17 protein-coding genes are annotated in these 16,425 nt (G+C 62.2%); 12 read left to right on the forward strand and 5 right to left on the reverse strand.

Translation table 11 applies throughout. The features are described from left to right. Nucleotides 1–170 precede the first annotated feature (170 nt). Both IE079_RS16970 and IE079_RS16975 read right to left on the reverse strand, forming a co-directional pair. Entirely contained in the window at nucleotides 171–1,292 is a 1,122-nt protein-coding gene (locus IE079_RS16970) for a PilT/PilU family type 4a pilus ATPase (protein ID WP_189578046.1), read from the reverse strand. A 68-nt stretch (nucleotides 1,293–1,360) separates the two neighbouring features. Continuing rightward, a complete protein-coding gene (locus IE079_RS16975; protein WP_189578047.1) occupies nucleotides 1,361–2,395 on the reverse strand; it encodes a type IV pilus twitching motility protein PilT in 1,035 nt (344 codons plus the stop codon). 112 nt (nucleotides 2,396–2,507) lie between these two features. Here IE079_RS16975 and IE079_RS16980 point away from each other — a divergent pair, with 112 nt between their 5' ends. From IE079_RS16980 to IE079_RS17025, 10 genes are all read left to right on the forward strand, one after another. Further along, entirely contained in the window at nucleotides 2,508–3,218 is a 711-nt protein-coding gene (locus IE079_RS16980; RefSeq protein ID WP_189578048.1) for a YggS family pyridoxal phosphate-dependent enzyme, read from the forward strand. Nucleotides 3,219–3,274: 56 nt separating this feature from the next. Next, on the forward strand, nucleotides 3,275–4,111 hold the full coding sequence (gene proC, locus IE079_RS16985) for a pyrroline-5-carboxylate reductase (RefSeq protein ID WP_189578049.1): 837 nt from the start codon (nucleotides 3,275–3,277) through the stop codon (nucleotides 4,109–4,111). Nucleotides 4,112–4,159: 48 nt separating this feature from the next. Continuing rightward, on the forward strand, nucleotides 4,160–4,729 hold the full coding sequence (locus IE079_RS16990; protein WP_189578050.1) for a YggT family protein: 570 nt from the start codon (nucleotides 4,160–4,162) through the stop codon (nucleotides 4,727–4,729). Between the two features lie 262 nt (nucleotides 4,730–4,991). Beyond that, nucleotides 4,992–6,956 (forward strand): dynamin family protein, encoded by a 1,965-nt coding sequence (locus tag IE079_RS16995; protein ID WP_189578051.1) that lies wholly within the window; start codon nucleotides 4,992–4,994, stop codon nucleotides 6,954–6,956. Between the two features lie 124 nt (nucleotides 6,957–7,080). Beyond that, nucleotides 7,081–8,229, forward strand: coding sequence for a homoserine O-succinyltransferase MetX (gene metX / locus IE079_RS17000; protein WP_189578052.1), 1,149 nt, complete (start codon nucleotides 7,081–7,083; stop codon nucleotides 8,227–8,229). Next, on the forward strand, nucleotides 8,226–8,825 hold the full coding sequence (gene metW, locus IE079_RS17005; protein WP_189578053.1) for a methionine biosynthesis protein MetW: 600 nt from the start codon (nucleotides 8,226–8,228) through the stop codon (nucleotides 8,823–8,825). The genes metX and metW overlap by 4 nt, the downstream gene beginning before the upstream one ends. 2 nt (nucleotides 8,826–8,827) lie before the next feature. Then, nucleotides 8,828–9,268, forward strand: coding sequence for a DUF4426 domain-containing protein (locus IE079_RS17010; RefSeq protein ID WP_189578054.1), 441 nt, complete (start codon nucleotides 8,828–8,830; stop codon nucleotides 9,266–9,268). Nucleotides 9,269–9,287: 19 nt separating this feature from the next. After that, nucleotides 9,288–9,884 carry an RdgB/HAM1 family non-canonical purine NTP pyrophosphatase gene (gene rdgB, locus IE079_RS17015; RefSeq protein ID WP_189578055.1) on the forward strand — a complete coding sequence of 199 codons (597 nt, stop codon included), beginning with the start codon at nucleotides 9,288–9,290 and terminating at the stop codon, nucleotides 9,882–9,884. Next, the gene (gene hemW, locus IE079_RS17020; RefSeq protein ID WP_189578056.1) at nucleotides 9,884–11,029 is read left to right on the forward strand and encodes a radical SAM family heme chaperone HemW; all 1,146 of its coding nucleotides are present in this window, start codon (nucleotides 9,884–9,886) and stop codon (nucleotides 11,027–11,029) included. The genes rdgB and hemW overlap by 1 nt, the downstream gene beginning before the upstream one ends. Continuing rightward, nucleotides 11,026–11,562: a hypothetical protein gene (locus tag IE079_RS17025; RefSeq protein WP_189578057.1), complete on the forward strand. Its 537-nt coding sequence runs from the start codon at nucleotides 11,026–11,028 to the stop codon at nucleotides 11,560–11,562. The genes hemW and IE079_RS17025 overlap by 4 nt, the downstream gene beginning before the upstream one ends. A 25-nt stretch (nucleotides 11,563–11,587) precedes the next feature. Here IE079_RS17025 and trmB read toward each other — a convergent pair whose 3' ends face one another. The 3 genes from trmB to IE079_RS17040 all read right to left on the reverse strand — a co-directional run bounded on the left by trmB (nucleotide 11,588) and on the right by IE079_RS17040 (nucleotide 14,283). After that, nucleotides 11,588–12,313 carry a tRNA (guanosine(46)-N7)-methyltransferase TrmB gene (gene trmB / locus IE079_RS17030; protein ID WP_189578058.1) on the reverse strand — a complete coding sequence of 242 codons (726 nt, stop codon included), beginning with the start codon at nucleotides 12,311–12,313 and terminating at the stop codon, nucleotides 11,588–11,590. Nucleotides 12,314–12,432: 119 nt separating this feature from the next. Further along, on the reverse strand, nucleotides 12,433–13,950 hold the full coding sequence (locus IE079_RS17035) for a YifB family Mg chelatase-like AAA ATPase (RefSeq protein WP_189578059.1): 1,518 nt from the start codon (nucleotides 13,948–13,950) through the stop codon (nucleotides 12,433–12,435). 66 nt (nucleotides 13,951–14,016) lie between these two features. Then, the gene (locus IE079_RS17040; RefSeq protein ID WP_189578060.1) at nucleotides 14,017–14,283 is read right to left on the reverse strand and encodes an accessory factor UbiK family protein; all 267 of its coding nucleotides are present in this window, start codon (nucleotides 14,281–14,283) and stop codon (nucleotides 14,017–14,019) included. Between the two features lie 420 nt (nucleotides 14,284–14,703). Here IE079_RS17040 and glnK point away from each other — a divergent pair, with 420 nt between their 5' ends. Both glnK and amtB read left to right on the forward strand, forming a co-directional pair. After that, a complete protein-coding gene (gene glnK / locus IE079_RS17045; RefSeq protein WP_008173268.1) occupies nucleotides 14,704–15,042 on the forward strand; it encodes a P-II family nitrogen regulator in 339 nt (112 codons plus the stop codon). A 73-nt stretch (nucleotides 15,043–15,115) separates the two neighbouring features. Further along, nucleotides 15,116–16,381, forward strand: a complete 1,266-nt coding sequence (gene amtB, locus IE079_RS17050) for an ammonium transporter AmtB (RefSeq protein ID WP_189578061.1) — start codon at nucleotides 15,116–15,118, stop codon at nucleotides 16,379–16,381. The last annotated feature ends 44 nt before the right edge of the window (nucleotides 16,382–16,425 follow it).

Genomic DNA, 16,425 nt, shown 5'->3' on the forward strand with positions numbered 1-16,425 from the left:
GCGCGGAGTATACGCAGCACCAATCAGCGACCTCTAATATCCCCTGCTTATATTAAACATACGAATTATCAATGTATTGGGCCAGAAGCAGATATTACACAGACTGGCATGCAGGAAGGCAATGGCCCCACACCCGGTCCGGTATGGGGCACTGTGACAAGGAAGAGTGGTCAATCGTTCTGGATCGACAGTTTATCCACCGAGGACGACAGCTGGTCCGAGCCCTTGGCATCGGTGCCGAGCTTGATCAACAGGCGCAGGTCGTTGGCGGAGTCAGCGTGCGCCAGGGCATCCTCGTAGGTAATGGCACCTTCGGAATAGAGTTCATAGAGGGCCTGGTCGAAGGTCCGCATACCTGACTCGGTGGACTTGGTCATCAGCTCCTTGAGCTTGTGTACCTCGCCCTTGCGGATCATGTCCGACACCAATGGTGTGTTGATCAGCACTTCGATAACCGCCCGCCGGCCCTTGCCATCCGGCGTGGGGATCAGCTGCTGGGCGACAATCGCCTTGAGGTTCAGGGACAGGTCCATCCAGGTCTGATTGTGCTGGTCCGGATTGAAGAACTGGATAATCCGGTCCAGGGCCTGGTTGGCGTTGTTGGCGTGCAGGGTAGCCAGACACAGGTGACCGGTTTCCGCGAACTGAACCGCGTACTGCATGGTTTCACGGGTGCGGATCTCACCGATGAGGATAACGTCCGGCGCCTGACGCAGGGTGTTTTTCAGGGCGGTCTCGAAACTGTCGGTATCAATGCCGACTTCCCGCTGGGTGACGATACAGCCCTGGTGCTGATGCACGAATTCGATGGGGTCCTCGATGGAGATGATATGACCGCGACTGTTGCGGTTACGGTGCCCCAGCATCGCCGCCAGCGAGGTGGACTTGCCGGTACCGGTGGCCCCCACGAAGATGATCAGGCCGCGCTTGGTCATCGCCAGATCCTTGATGATCTCGGGCAGGTTGAGCTCATCAACCTGAGGGATCGTGGTCTCGATGCGACGCAGCACCATGCCACACAGGTTGCGCTGGAAGAAGGCACTGACCCGGAAACGGCCGATGCCCCGGGCACTGATGGCAAAGTTGCACTCGTGGCTGTCCTCGAACTCCGCCTGCTGCTTGGAGTTCATGGACCCGTAGACAAACTCGCGGGTCTGCTCCGGGGTCAGGGCGTTCTTGGTGACCGGCAGCACCTTGCCATTGACCTTCATGCTGGGCGGCACCCCGGCCGTGATAAACAGGTCGGAGCCGCCCTTTTCAACCATCAATCGCAGCAGTTTTTCAAATTCCATCAGAGTACACCCAGCATTCAGTCACGTTTGCCGGCGCCCGGAACGGGGCGCCCATGTCACGATCAGTGTCAGAAGTTGTCTGCAATCTTGGCCTTGGCCCGGGCCGCTTCCCGGCTGATCAGACCCTTTTGCAGCAGCCGCTGGAGACACTGATCAAGCGTTTGCATGCCCAGCGAACCGCCGGTCTGGATGGCGGAATACATCTGGGCCACCTTATCTTCGCGGATCAGGTTACGGATTGCTGCGGTACCGATCATGATTTCGTGAGCCGCTATGCGGCCACCCCCCATTTTTTTCATCAGGCTCTGGGAGATGACGGCCTGTAAGGATTCCGACAGCATCGAGCGGACCATGGACTTTTCTTCCGCCGGGAACACATCCACCACCCGGTCAATGGTCTTGGCCGCCGAGGTGGTGTGCAGGGTGCCAAACACCAGGTGACCGGTTTCCGCCGCGGTCAGCGCCAGGCGAATGGTTTCCAGGTCCCGCAGCTCACCCACCAGGATAATGTCAGGGTCTTCCCGCAAGGCCGAACGCAGGGCTTCACTGAAACCCAGGGTGTCACGATGCACTTCCCGCTGGTTCACCAGGCACTTCTTGGATTCGTGCACGAATTCGATGGGATCTTCGATGGTCAGTACGTGCTCGTAGCGGGAATCGTTGATGTAGTCGATCATGGCCGCCAGCGTGGTGGACTTGCCGGAGCCGGTGGGCCCGGTCACCAGCACCAGGCCCCGGGGCACCGACGATACATCCTTGAAAACCTGGCCCATGCCCAGATCTTCCATGGTGAGCACCTTGGAGGGGATAGTACGGAATACGGCGCCGGCTCCCCGGTTCTGGTTGAAGGCGTTGACCCGGAAGCGGGCCACGCCCGGCACTTCAAAGGAGAAGTCGGTTTCCAGGAACTCTTCGAAATCCTTCCGCTGCTTGTCGTTCATGATGTCATAAATCAGCCCGTGGACTTCTTTATGTTCCATCGGCGGAAGATTGATCCGGCGCACATCACCATCGACACGAATCATGGGGGGCAGCCCGGCGGACAGGTGCAGGTCAGACGCGCCCTGTTTGGCCGAGAAGGCCAACAGTTCAGTAATATCCATAGGGTTCCTCGGAAGGCCGTTCTTTTATGCCCTGGCCCGCTTGGTTTTTCCACACCCCGGGGTTAACGTGAGGCCCTTGTAGCAGCACAGCCAGCGGCAGTCAGAAATTATCATGAGCAGCATAGCAGACAACCTCGGGAGCGTAACCCGACGCATACAAAAAGCAACAAAGGCAGCCGCACGGGCCGACGGGAGTGTGAATCTGCTCGCAGTCAGCAAGACCCGACCGCCCCGGGATCTTCGGGAAGCAGCGGCGTCAGGCCAACGGGCGTTCGGAGAAAACTACCTGCAGGAAGGCCTGGAAAAGATCGAAGCACTGGCGGATCTGCCCGAGCTGGAATGGCACTTTATCGGCCCCATTCAGTCCAACAAGACCCGCGCCATCGCCGAACATTTCCAGTGGGTGCACAGTGTGGACAGGCTCAAGATTGCCAGGCGCCTGAGCGAGCAACGCCCGGACAACCTGCCGCCGCTGAACGTCTGCCTGCAGGTAAACGTAGACAATGAAGACAGCAAGTCGGGGTGCCGAATGGAGGATCTGCCCGAGCTGGCGGCCGCCGTCAGCAAGCTGCCCCGGCTGAACCTGCGCGGGCTGATGGCCATACCCGACCCGGACCAGCCGGAGGACAGCCTGCGGGACAGTTTCCGGGCCCTGGCCACCGCTCTGGGCCGGCTCAACCGGCAGCCAGACATCAACGGTACGCTGGGCACCCTGTCCATGGGTATGTCCGGCGACCTGGAACTGGCCATCGCCGAGGGCGCCACCCTGGTGCGTGTCGGTACCGCGATATTCGGTGCCAGGGACTACGGGGCTGGTGGGTAAGCGCACGATTTAACTGGTATCATTTGCCATCACAACTTTATGACGCGGAGTGAACTGTGAGCACATCACCGACGATCGGCTTTATCGGCGCGGGCAACATGGCCAGTGCCATTATTGGCGGGATGCTGGACAGCGGCTTCCGGGCCGGCGGCATCTGGGTCAGCGCGCCAGACGACAAGCACCTGCAGACCATCCGCAACAAGTTCGGCGTCAGCGTTACCACCGATAACCGCTATTGCGCCCAGCAGGCAGACCTGCTGATCCTGGCCGTGAAACCCCAGATCATGGCCGAGGTCTGCGGAGACATTGCACCGGTTGTCCAGAACACCCGGCCACTGATGGTGTCCATCGCGGCCGGGCTGACCGCCGACACCCTCGACAACTGGCTGGGTGGCGGACTGCCGCTGGTGCGGGTCATGCCCAACACTCCCTCGCTGGTAGGCATGGGCGCTGCGGGGCTGTTTGCCAACGACGAGGTGAGCGACGACCAGAAAGACACCGTCGAGTCCATCTTCAACAGTATCGGCAAGGCACTCTGGGTGGAGGATGAAAACCAGCTGCACGCGGTCACAGCACTCTCGGGCAGCGGCCCGGCCTACTTCTTCCTGATGCTGGAAGCACTGGAAGCGGCGGCGAGCGAGGCCGGCATTCCCGCGGACACCGCCCGTGGACTGGCCATCCAGACCATGGCCGGCGCGGCCGAGATGGCGGCCCGCAGCGAGCACGACCCGGCGCAGCTCAAGCGCAATGTCATGTCCCCCGGCGGCGTCACCGAGCAGGCCATTCATACCTTCGAGGATGGCGGCCTGCGCCCGCTCGTGGGAAAGGCCTACAAGGCGGCCATGAGCCGTTCCCGCGAGATGGCCAAAGAGCTGGCCGACGGCAAACGATAACGACCGGCAACCACCCTGACCCCAAGGCTTAACGGAGAGACTGCCCCAATGCTGGCCCAGATTTTCATCACCGTGCTGCAGTTTGTGTCCATGTTCTACCTCACCGTGGTGCTACTGCGATTCATGCTGCAACTGGCACGAGCTGACTTCTACAATCCGATTTCGCAGTTTGTGGTCAAGGCCACCAACGCGCCCCTGCGCCCCCTGCGCAAGGTCATCCCCGGCATCGGCGGCGTTGACGGCGCCTCGCTGGTGCTTGCAGTGCTGGTCAGCGCGCTGTTCTTTGCCCTGCTGTGGGTGGCCAGCGGCTACCCGATTACCGGGCTCAACCCGATATCCCTGCTGGCCTGGTCCGGTGTGCATGTGCTGGACCTGATCCTGAACATCTATTTCTGGTCCGTGCTGGCGATGGTCATCATCAGCTGGGTCGCTCCCCAGAGCGATCACCCCGCCATCGCCCTGGTGGCCCAGATCACCGAGCCGGTGATGCGCCCTGTGCGCAATATCGTACCGCCCCTGGGCGGGCTCGACCTGTCCCCCATCTTCGTGTTCCTGATTCTCTCGGTGCTCCGCCAGGTAGTGGACCATCTGGGAGCCGCTGTCGGCATGCCGGTCTGATCCCGCTCTAGATTGCAGATACGGTCCCGGGCGCCGCGTCCGCTTGAAGCGCCTGTGACCGGTTTAACAGATCTGACAATAAATCCGACATACGCTAAACCTTATCGATTGTTAATCTGCGACAATGTCAGGCGCAATTCAGCAGGCACTTCCCGGAGACTCGATGCGGGGGCCTGACACCCGCCCGGCCAGGAACCGGGCGGCGTAACCAGACATCGCAGGGCCCCGGGCGGGCGCCTGCCAAGCGGACAGGGCATGTACCATGAACGGACCAGCCATCCTGGCTCACCAGGTTGAAGCCTACCATCAGTGGAAGAAGGAACTCATTCGCCAGATCAGCCGTTACCGGCTCTGGCTGCAGGACAACGACCTGTACTCCGACGATGTCAGCGAACGCATCCGACGGGGCGTGGAACTGCTGATCGAGGACGAGCTCACCATTGCCTTTGTGGGTGAGTATTCCCGTGGCAAGACCGAGCTGATCAACGCCCTGTTCTTCTCCGAATACGGCCAGCGCATGCTGCCCTCCGAGGCGGGTCGCACCACCATGTGCCCCACCGAGCTGTTCTTCGACCGGGCCAATGGCAGCAATTACGTGCAACTGCTGCCCATCGAGACTCGCGAGGGCGAGCTGTCACTGCAGGAGCTGCGCCGGCACCCCGAACACTGGATCCGTTACGAACTGGACGAGGACGATCCGGACACCATGCGGGCCGTGCTCGCGGAAGTGTCCCGCGTTCGCAGCGTCAGCCCCCAGCAAGCACGCCGTTACGGTTTCAGCGAAGCCATGCTGGAGGCCGACCGCGACACCCCTGGTAACGTGCTGATCCCGTCCTGGCGCAGTGCCCGCATCAGCATCCGCCACCCTTTGTTCGAGCGCGGCCTGCGTATTCTCGACACGCCGGGGCTCAATGCCCTGGGTTCGGAGCCGGAACTCACGGTCAGCCTGTTGCCGGCGGCCCATGCCATCCTGTTCCTGCTCAGCGCCGACACTGGCGTCACGGCCAGTGACATGACCATCTGGAAGGAGCACATCGATACCGAGAACGCCGATCACCGGGCGGGACGGTTCGCGGTACTGAACAAGATCGACTCCCTGTGGGATGAGCTGCGGCCAGACGAGGAGGTCAGGCAAAGCATCGCGAGAGTGCAGCACACCACTGCCAGCCAGCTGGGCCTGAAGGATGAGGACGTCATCCCGGTGTCGGCCAAGCAGGGCCTAACCGCCAAGGCCCGCGACGATAACGGCCTGCTTCAGCGCAGTGAGCTGCCGGAACTGGAGCGCCTGCTGGTGGGCCGGATCCTGAAGCAAAAGGAAGAATTGATCACCCAGAGCCTGATCAACGACCTGCTGGGCATGCTGCAGAACAGTCAGGCGGCGATGCAGTCGCGGCTGGCGGGGCTGGAGGAGGAGCGCCAGGCCTGCACCGGTAATACCGTCGACCGCCAGGCCCTGCGCCGACTGGCGGACAGAGCCCAGACGGACTATGACTTCTACTACCGCAAGCTCATCACCCTGCGCTCCAGTCGCCGGCTGATGCAGTCCCAGGGCGACATACTGACGGACATGGTGAGTGAAGAACGCTTCAACGCCCATGCCTCCGCTGTCCATAACATGATGAAAAAGAGCTGGACCTCCGCTGGCATGAGCCAGGCCATGGACCACTTCTTCGAGCTGCTGGAAAACGACCTGCAGAACCTGCTGGCCGAGGGCCGCCTGGCGGAGCGCATGGTGGAGGCCATCTATCGCCGCTACAACCAGGACACCCGTGCCCGCCATCTGGAGCCAATCCCCCTGCGGGCTGGGCGCCACATCATCGCCGTGCGCGAGCTGCGTAAACGGGCCGTGCGCTTCCGTCGTGCACCCGGCAACCTGCTGCGGGAACAGAACCAGCTGATCCGCCGTTTCTTCCAGGTCATGGTGACCGAGGCCCGCACCCTGCACGAGCGCGTCCGTCGTGATGTGGAGCGCTGGCCCGGCGAAGCCCTGCTGCCCATCATGCAGTACTCCATGGAACAGAAGCAGCTGCTAGAACACCAGGTGCGACGCATCCGCGACATGGTGCGCAGTGACCGTGACGGCAAGGCGGAACGGGAGCGCCTGACCAACACCATCAGCGACCTGCGCAAGCAGCTGGAGCTGGCTGATGCCATGCAGCGCCAGATCCGCCGCCCCGCCCCGACACTGAGCCAGCAGAAAGTGGTCAACATCTCGGGTATTGCCTGAACCTGCCGGGGCCACGGCGCGGTTGCAGCGTTGCCGGGGCCCCTTTAAACTGCAGGGCTTGCACCAGACTGGAACAGGTCTGGAAAACGCTCAGAGATGACCAACCAAGGATTCTGCCGCATCGATGCCCGATTCCCTGCCTTCGGATTCTGTAGGCCTCGTTACCCCACAAACACTGCATTTTGACGAGCCGCTGACGCTCGCCTGTGGCCAGACCCTGAAGCAGTGGGATCTGGTAGTGGAAACCTACGGCACCCTGAACGACAAACGCACCAATGCCGTGCTCATCTGTCATGCCCTGAGCGGCCACCACCATGCCGCGGGCTACCACTCCATGGATGATCGCAAGCCGGGCTGGTGGGACACCTGTATCGGGCCCGGCAAGCCCATCGACACCAATCATTTTTTTGTGGTCAGCATCAACAACCTCGGCGGCTGCCATGGCAGTACCGGCCCCAGCACCCTGAACCCGGACACCGGCGAGCCCTACGGCCCGGATTTCCCGGTGGTAACCGTGCAGGACTGGGTCGACAGCCAGGTGGTACTGGCTGACCGGCTGGGCATCGAGTGCTGGGCCGCCGTGGTGGGCGGCTCCCTGGGGGGTATGCAGGCACTGCAGTGGAGCATCAGCTACCCGGACCGCCTCCACCACGCGGTGGTGATTGCCTCCACCCCCCGGCTCACCGCCCAGAACATCGCCTTCAATGAAGTGGCACGCAGGGCCATCACCTCCGACACGGATTTCCATGGCGGCCGTTACTACGAGCACGATACCCTGCCCCGCAACGGCCTGATGCTGGCCCGCATGGTGGGCCATATTACCTACCTGTCCGATGCCTCCATGGGTGAGAAATTCGGCCGTGAGCTGCGGGATCAGGCCTACAAGTTCGGTTACGATGCCGAATTCCAGGTAGAGAGCTACCTGCGCTACCAGGGCGAGCGTTTTTCCGAAAGCTTCGACGCCAACACCTACCTGCTGATGACCCGGGCACTGGACTACTTCGACCCGGCGTACGAAACCGATAACGATCTGGTCAAGGCCATGGCGAAAGCCCGCTGTGAATTCCTGGTACTGTCCTTCAGCTCCGACTGGCGCTTTACGCCGGCCCGTTCGGAGGAACTTGTCAACGCCATGATCGCGGCACGCTGCAAGGTCAGCTACGCGGAGATCGAAGCGCCCTGGGGGCACGACGCCTTTCTGATACCGACACCCCGGTACAATGCCGTATTCACCGCTTATATGAAGCGGGTAGCACGGGAGGTAGGCGCATGAGAGCGGACCTGGAGATCATCCAGCAATGGATCGGCCCCGGCAGCCATGTACTGGATCTGGGTTGTGGTGACGGCACCCTGCTGCAGTACCTGCAGCAAGAAAGGCAGACCACCGGCTTTGGCCTGGAAATCAACCCGGACCATATTACCGAGTGCCTGGCCAGGGGCGTACCGGTCATCGAACAGAACCTGGACACCCAGGGGCTGGCCAACTTCGACGACGACAGTTTCGACACCGTACTGATGACCCAGGCCCTGCAGGCGGTCCGCCGCCCGGACGTGGTGCTGGACGAAATGATGCGTCTGGGGCGCGAGGGCATTGTCACCTTCCCCAACTTCGCCCACTGGCGACTACGCTGGTATCTGATGCGGCGGGGAAGAATGCCGGAATCCGAGACCCTGCCCCACCACTGGTACGACACCCCCAACATCCACCTGTGCACATTCAAGGATTTTGAGGCACTGTGTCATCAGAAAAACTTCCGTATCCGTAATCGTACGGTAGTGGACGGCGAACACCAGGACCGCTGGCTAAGCCGCCTGTGGCCCAACTTTCTGGGCCAGATAGCCATCTACCGCATTACCCGGGGAGACTGACCATGAAATTCGCAATCACACTGACTCTGCTGTTGCTGACCATCGTCGGCCCTGCGGCAGCAGAGGAGAAGTTCAAAGACTTCGGGGAATACCAGGTCCACTACTCCGTGTTCCCCAGCACCTTCCTGCCCCAGGAAGTCGCTGCCGCCAACGACCTGCAACGCAGCAAGGGCATCGGTATCGTCAACATCGCCATCATGACCGAAGGGGAAAACGGCGCCCTCAGCACTGTTGCCGGTCAGGTGGAAGGCAAGGTGCTCAACGACATCGGTCAGCCCACCTTCCTGGGCTTCCGCCGTATCCAGGAAGGTGATGCGGTCTACTTCATCGCCCAGTACCAGTACCAGGCTGGCGAGTTGATGACCTTCCAGATTACCGCCCGCCCCAGTGGCCACGATCAGGATCTGCCCATCCGCTTCTCGCAGTCCCTGTTCAATGACTGAAGATCATCCAGGAGGCCTCATGCCCCAGAAACTGGTCCTCGCCAGCAACAACCCGGGCAAACTCAGTGAGCTCGGCGAGCTGCTGGCTCCCCTGGGCCTGGAGCCGGTCGCCCAGGGCGAGCTGGGCGTCAGTGAAGCCGAAGAGCCCGCCGTCACCTTTATCGAGAATGCCCTGCTCAAGGCTCGCCACGCCGCCCGGGAAACCGGATTGCCGGCACTGGCCGATGACTCCGGCCTGGCAGTGGACGCCCTGAACGGCCAACCCGGGGTTCGCTCGGCACGATATGCCGGTCCAGACGCCAGTGACGACGACAATGTGCAGGCATTGCTGAAGGCTCTGGCCAACGTACCGGAGAGCGACCGGTCGGCCCAGTTTCACTGTGTGCTGGTCTACCTGCGCCACGCCGACGATCCGACTCCGGTGATCTGCCATGGCCGCTGGCCAGGACGCATCCTGTCGGCGCCCCGGGGCGATGGCGGGTTTGGCTATGACCCGGTGTTCTTCGCGCCGGAATACCGTTGTAGCGCGGCCGAACTCAGCCGCGAACAGAAAAGCCGGGTCAGCCATCGCGGGCGGGCCCTGCGACAACTGACGGAACTGCTGGACCAGCCGTGATGGCCGGTCCCGGCGCGCCCTGCCCGCCCCTGGGGCTCTATATCCACGTGCCCTGGTGCGTCCGCAAGTGCCCCTACTGCGACTTCAATTCCCACACTTTTACCGGCGAGTTGCCGGAACAGGCCTATCTGGATGCACTGGTCGAGGATCTTCGCCATGATCTGCCACTGGCTCGTGAGCGGCCCGTTTCCACGGTCTTTATCGGAGGCGGCACACCATCGCTGATGTCGCCGGCGTTCTTCCAGTCCCTGTTCCGGCGCCTGCGCGAGCTGGTGACCTTCAGCGCGGATGCCGAAATCACCCTGGAAGCCAACCCGGGCACTGTCGAGCAGGCCCGCTTCCGGGGCTTCCGTGAGGCCGGCATCAACCGGCTGTCGATCGGCATCCAGAGCTTCAACCCGCAGCAACTGCAACGGCTGGGCCGCATCCACGACGACCGCGAAGCCCACCACGCCATCGAGTCGGCCTTCCGGGCTGGCTTCGACAATATCAACCTGGACCTGATGCACGGCCTGCCGGAGCAGACCCCGCAGCAGGCGCTGGTGGACCTGGATGCGGCGTTGTCCTGGCAGACCCCGCACCTGTCCTGGTACCAGTTGACACTGGAACCCAATACCGAATTCTACAGCCGTCCCCCGGACCTGCCGGAGGACGACAGCCTGTTTGCAATCTGGCAGGCGGGTCGGGAGCGGCTGACCGGGGCCGGCTTCAGGGACTACGAGGTGTCTGCCTGGGCCCGGCCCGGGCAGGCCTCCCGGCACAACCTCAACTACTGGACCTTTGGCGACTACCTGGCCATTGGTGCCGGAGGTCATGGCAAGGCCTCGCTGGCCAGTGGCGAGGTTATCCGTTACTGGAAGACCCGACAGCCGGACGCCTATCTTAACCGCATTGGCAGCCGCACTGCCGGCACCCAGGCCATTGACGCGGACGAGCGACCATTGGAGTTCATGATGAATGCCCTGCGGCTGCAGCAAGGCGTGGACGAGTCGCTGTTCAGCGAACGCACGGGTTTACCCCTGGCCACAATTGCTGCAATACTTGAGACACTAAGGAATGAAGGACTACTGGAACCCCACCGCCTGCAAGCCACGGAGCGGGGGCGACAGTTCCTGAACAGTGTGCTGGAGCGCTTTCTGTCATGAACGATACCACCAGAGCGCCGGTCCCGGTGAGGATTCGCTGGCTCGGCGTTATCACGGCTATCATGCTGCTACTGCAGCTGGGGCTGAATCAGCCCCTGCAGACGGCCACGGCGCCCCAGGGCATGCTCAGCTTCCAGCTGGCCGGCACCGGGGAAAGCGCCGCTGCCATTGCCCAGAGCTGGGCCAGCGCAGGCATGGGCTGGGCACTGGCTTCCCTGTGGAGCGGCTTCCTGTTTGCGGTGCTGTACAGCACGCTGCTGATCCTGTTCACTAACTACCTTCTGGTCGACCGCCCGGGGATCCGCGAGCGCAAGACCGGCCGCTGGGTGCGAGGTCTGTTCGTGACCGCAGGCCTGGCCCACATTGCCGAGTACGCGCTGATGCTGGCAAACCTGGAAACCCCCAGCGACCGACTGAGCCTGTCTGCCACCCTGCTGGCACTGGCCAACTACACGGCGCTGGTTCTGGGCATTGCCGGCCTGGTGGTGATCCGGGCAGCCCGTCGCCACCCGATGCATCCTACCCGGGCCTGATCACGGGCTCCCGGTGCCTGATCAATCAGTTGGTGCGTCGGTAGAGCAGGTCCCAGACGCCGTGCCCCAGGTTTTCGCCCCGCTTCTCGAACTTGGTGACCGGCCGATGATCCGGGCGGGGTGAATAGCCACCATCATCCTGGCTGTTGAGGAAGCCTTCGGAGCCGTCCATCACTTCCAGCATGTGCTCGGCGTAATTCTCCCAGTCTGTCGCCAGGTGCAGGATACCGCCCACCCTGAGCTTGTGACGCAGGCGCTGCACGAAATCGTGCTGGATCAGCCGGCGCTTGTGGTGTTTTTTCTTGGGCCAGGGGTCGGGGAAAAACACCATCACCCGATCGAGGCTCGCATCCGGCAGGCACAGGTCGATCACATCGTTGGCATCAATGGCGTAGACACGCACGTTCTCCAGGCCCCGCTCGTCCACTTCCTTGAGCAGGGCGCCCACTCCCGGCAGATGCACTTCCACGCCGATAAAGTCCTGCTCCGGCGCGGCTTCCGCCATCTCCACCAGCGACTGGCCCATTCCGAAGCCGATCTCCAGGTTCAGCCAGGCCTCGCGACCAAAGACCTCCCGGGGGTCGATCACGCCCTGCTCCCGGGTCAGGCCGTATTTCGGCCACAGGCGCTCGTAGGCCTTTTTCTGGCCATCGGTCATGCGCCCCTGACGGATCACGAAACTGCGCACCCCGCGGCGGGTGGTCACCTGTTCACCATTGTCGTTGTCCGCTGTCTTGTCTGGGTCAGTCATGGTATTCCCCGGTTTGTCCAATTCGCTGAATCGCTACAGTTTAACAGAGCGCGTGGCGTTCGTGAGGTTTCGCTCTGGTGTGCCTTGACACAAGTGTCCCGTTTGGTTAATTCGCTGACCTACCCGGACATGGCACGGGCAGCCTTGCGGTCCAGCTTGCGGTAACCCAGAGCCTCCACCAGGTGTTGCCGGTCAATATCCGCCTGCCCGTCCAGGTCGGCAATGGTCCGCGCCACCCGCAGGATGCGGTGCAGCGCCCGGGCCGACAGCCCCAGGCGCTCCATGGCAGTGGCCAGCATCGCCTTGCTGCCATCATCCACCGCACAGTACGCCTCCAGGGCACGACCACTCAGCCCGGCGTTGGCACTGCCCCGCGCCGCAGCATGCTGGCGCACCTGCTCCACCCGGGAGCGCACCTGCTCACTGCTTTCCGCCGCGTGCCCGGCTTGCAGCAGCACATCGCCACCCTGCACGGGCACCTCCACGTGCAGGTCGAAGCGGTCCAGTAACGGACCGGAAAGACGGGCCTGATAGCGGACCACCTGTGCCGGCGAGCACTGACAGTCAATGGCCGGGTGCCCCAGATAGCCACAGGGGCAGGGATTCATGGCGGCAATCACCTGGAAGCGGGCCGGGTAGGTCACCTGGCTGGCAGCCCGGGATATCACGATTTCACCGGATTCCATAGGCTCCCGGAGCACTTCCAGCACCTTGCGGTCGAACTCGGGCAACTCATCAAGAAACAGTACGCCGTTGTGGGCCAGGGAGATCTCGCCGGGGCGCGGGCTGCTGCCACCTCCGACCAGGGCCACAGCCGATGCCGTGTGGTGGGGCGACCGGTAGGGTGGCTGACGCCAGCCATCGGCGCCCACCGGCAGACCGGCCACCGACCTTACGCTGGCCACCTCCAGCGCCTGACGATCATCCAGTGGCGGCAGAATGCCCGGAATCCGGCTTGCCAGCATGCTCTTGCCGGTACCCGGGGGACCAAACAACAACAGGTTGTGCCCGCCGGCGGCGGCGATTTCCAGGGCCCGCCGGGGCACGTGCTGGCCCCTGACATCGGCCAGGTCCGGACCGTTCGGAGGTCGGCTGGCCGGCGCCATGGGCGGCAGGGGAGATAGCCTGTTGGTGCCCGCCAGATGTTCGCACACCCGCAGCAGGTGATCGGTGGCCAGCACATCGTCATCGCCGGCCAGCGACGCCTCGGCGGCATTGTCGGCAGGTACCAGGATGCGACGACCGGCGTTCCTGGCTGAAATTACCGCCGGCAACACCCCGCGAACCGGCCTCAGGGTGCCATCCAGCGCCAGTTCTCCCAGACATTCAAGGTGACTCAGGGAACCCGGGGGCAGTTGCTCGGAGGCCACCAGAATTCCCAGGGCGATGGCCAGATCGAAGCGGCCACCCTCCTTGGGCAGATCCGCCGGGGCGAGGTTGATGGTGATACGACGGGCGGGGAACTCGAAACCGGCGTTCAGCAGGGCGCTGCGGACGCGGTCCTTGCTCTCCTTAACCGCGGTTTCCGGCAATCCCACGATGGACAGGGCCGGCAGGCCACTGGAGAGATGCACTTCAACAGTCACCGGCGGGGCGCTGACACCCAGCCGGGCACGGGTATGAATAGTGGCAAGCATACGGGTCATCCCTGACATTTTTCGGGGCCCCGACGGTACTGCCTGTGCCGTCATCCGGGGCGGGTTTCAGTCCTGTGAACGGTCGTCGCCGGGCGATTGCTCCAGTTCGGCGACCCGTTTTTCCAGTTGCTCCAGGCGCTCACGGGTGCGCAGCAGTACCGCCTGCTGGGCATCGAACTCCTCCCGGGTAACCAGTTCGAGCTTCGAAACAACCGACATCACCGCGGCTCGGGCGTGATTTTCCACGTCCTCCCGGGCTGCACGGGCCATGTCCGGAACGAACTGGCCAAACTGTTGCTGGACTTGCCCCAGCAGATCGTTAGGGGTCTTCACCGTTCTCTACTCCATTGCCTTGCAGGGTTGCCCGGTGGCCACCAGCCCGCCTGCACAGGGTGTCCCGGGGCCAGGTTTCATGCCCCGGGAGTGTAACACAGCCCGGTCCCTGCCATACTATGAGTGAGTGTCGGGCCGAGGAGCCCAACGCCATGACGGCGCACCTGCCCCGAGCATTTGCACCATTTTGGTTCTCTCTCGGCCTGCCTGCGCCATAATAGCGCACACTTTGGACCCATTTTGGTTCACCGACAAATTACTACACTGATTATAAAGACTTTTTTTGCGTTGGCACACACGATGCTATAAGCCTTGTACGCAATCCGCACAATTGGTGTGCGAGGTGGCAGCATCCCGAACCCGGTCGATCCACGGCACTGTGGTCAGAAAGCCGGGACGGCTAACTCCAAGGAGACAGCAATGAAACTTGTGACAGCGATCATCAAGCCTTTCAAGCTGGATGATGTCCGAGAGGCACTATCCGAGATTGGCGTTCAGGGCGTAACCGTAACCGAAGTGAAAGGTTTCGGGCGTCAGAAAGGGCATACCGAGCTCTATCGCGGGGCTGAATACGTAGTGGATTTCCTGCCCAAGGTAAAGGTGGAAGTCGCCATTGGTGACAACCTGCTGGACCAGGTGATCGAGTCCATCACCAAGGCCGCCAATACCGGCAAGATTGGTGACGGCAAGATCTTCGTGACGGAACTGGCACAGGCAATCCGTATCCGGACAGGCGAAACCGGCGAAGAGGCCGTCTGATCCCGAACGCTTAAGCAGTCAGGCCAACGCAAAAAATTCAACATCCTGTTAAGCCTCGTGCGGAGGGCTTCCAATGGAAAACAGTGTATTTCACTTACAGTACGCAATAGATACTTTTTATTTCCTGGTGTGTGGCGCATTAGTCATGTGGATGGCAGCTGGTTTTACCATGCTGGAATCCGGGCTGGTTCGTGCCAAGAACACCACCGAAATCCTGACCAAGAACGTCTCCCTGTTCGCGGTCTCCTGTACCATGTACATGATCTGCGGCTACGCCATCATGTACGGCGGTAACATCTTCCTCAGCGGCATGGGCGACGTTGACGTCGGCGGTGTCATGGGTGAATTCGCCGACCGTGGCGACTTCGAGGGTGGCTCCATCTATTCCGGTGCCTCCGACTTCTTCTTCCAGGTTGTGTTCGTTGCAACCGCCATGTCCATCGTCTCCGGTGCCGTGGCCGAGCGCATGAAGCTCTGGTCCTTCCTGATCTTCGCGGTGGTCCTGACCGGCTTCATCTACCCGATGGAAGGCGCCTGGACCTGGGGCGGTGCCGATGTGTTCGGCATGTACAACCTGGGTGACCTGGGCTTCTCCGACTTTGCCGGTTCCGGCATCGTACACATGGCTGGCGCGGCTGCAGCCCTGGCGGGCGTCATCCTGCTGGGCGCCCGTAAAGGCAAGTACGGCCCCAATGGCGAGATTCGTGCCTTCCCGGGTGCCAACATGCCCCTGGCAGCTCTCGGTACCCTGATCCTGTGGATGGGCTGGTTCGGGTTTAACGGTGGCTCCGTGCTCAAGCTTGGCGATGTCGCCAGCGCGCACTCCGTGGCCATGGTCTTCCTGAACACCAATGCGGCTGCCGCTGGCGGCGCCATCGCTGCCCTGATCACCGCCCGTGTGATGTTCGGCAAGGCTGACCTGACCATGCTGTTGAACGGCGCCATTGCCGGCCTGGTGGTCATTACCGCCGAGCCTTCCACCCCGAGTGCACTGGTCGCCACCATCTGGGGCGCCCTGGGCGGCATTCTGGTGGTACTGAGCATCGTGACCCTGGACAAGCTGCGCATTGATGATCCCGTTGGTGCCATTTCCGCCCACGGTGTCTGTGGTCTGCTGGGTCTGCTGCTGGTGCCGGTCACCAACGACGGTGCCACCTTCAGCGGCCAGATCATTGGCGCACTCACCATCTTCATCTGGGTCTTCGTGGCCAGCCTGATTGTCTGGGGCATCCTCAAGGCAGTCATGGGCATCCGCGTGACCGAGGAAGAAGAGTACGAAGGCGTCGACCTGTCCGAGTGTGGCATGGAAGCCTACCCGGAGTTCGTCTCCAGCAAGTAATCCTCCGACCTGAAGCCGTCCTTGCGGACGGCTTGCAGAACAAG

The sequence above is a fragment of the Marinobacter zhanjiangensis genome, assembly GCF_014651935.1.
Taxonomy (GTDB): domain Bacteria; phylum Pseudomonadota; class Gammaproteobacteria; order Pseudomonadales; family Oleiphilaceae; genus Marinobacter; species Marinobacter zhanjiangensis.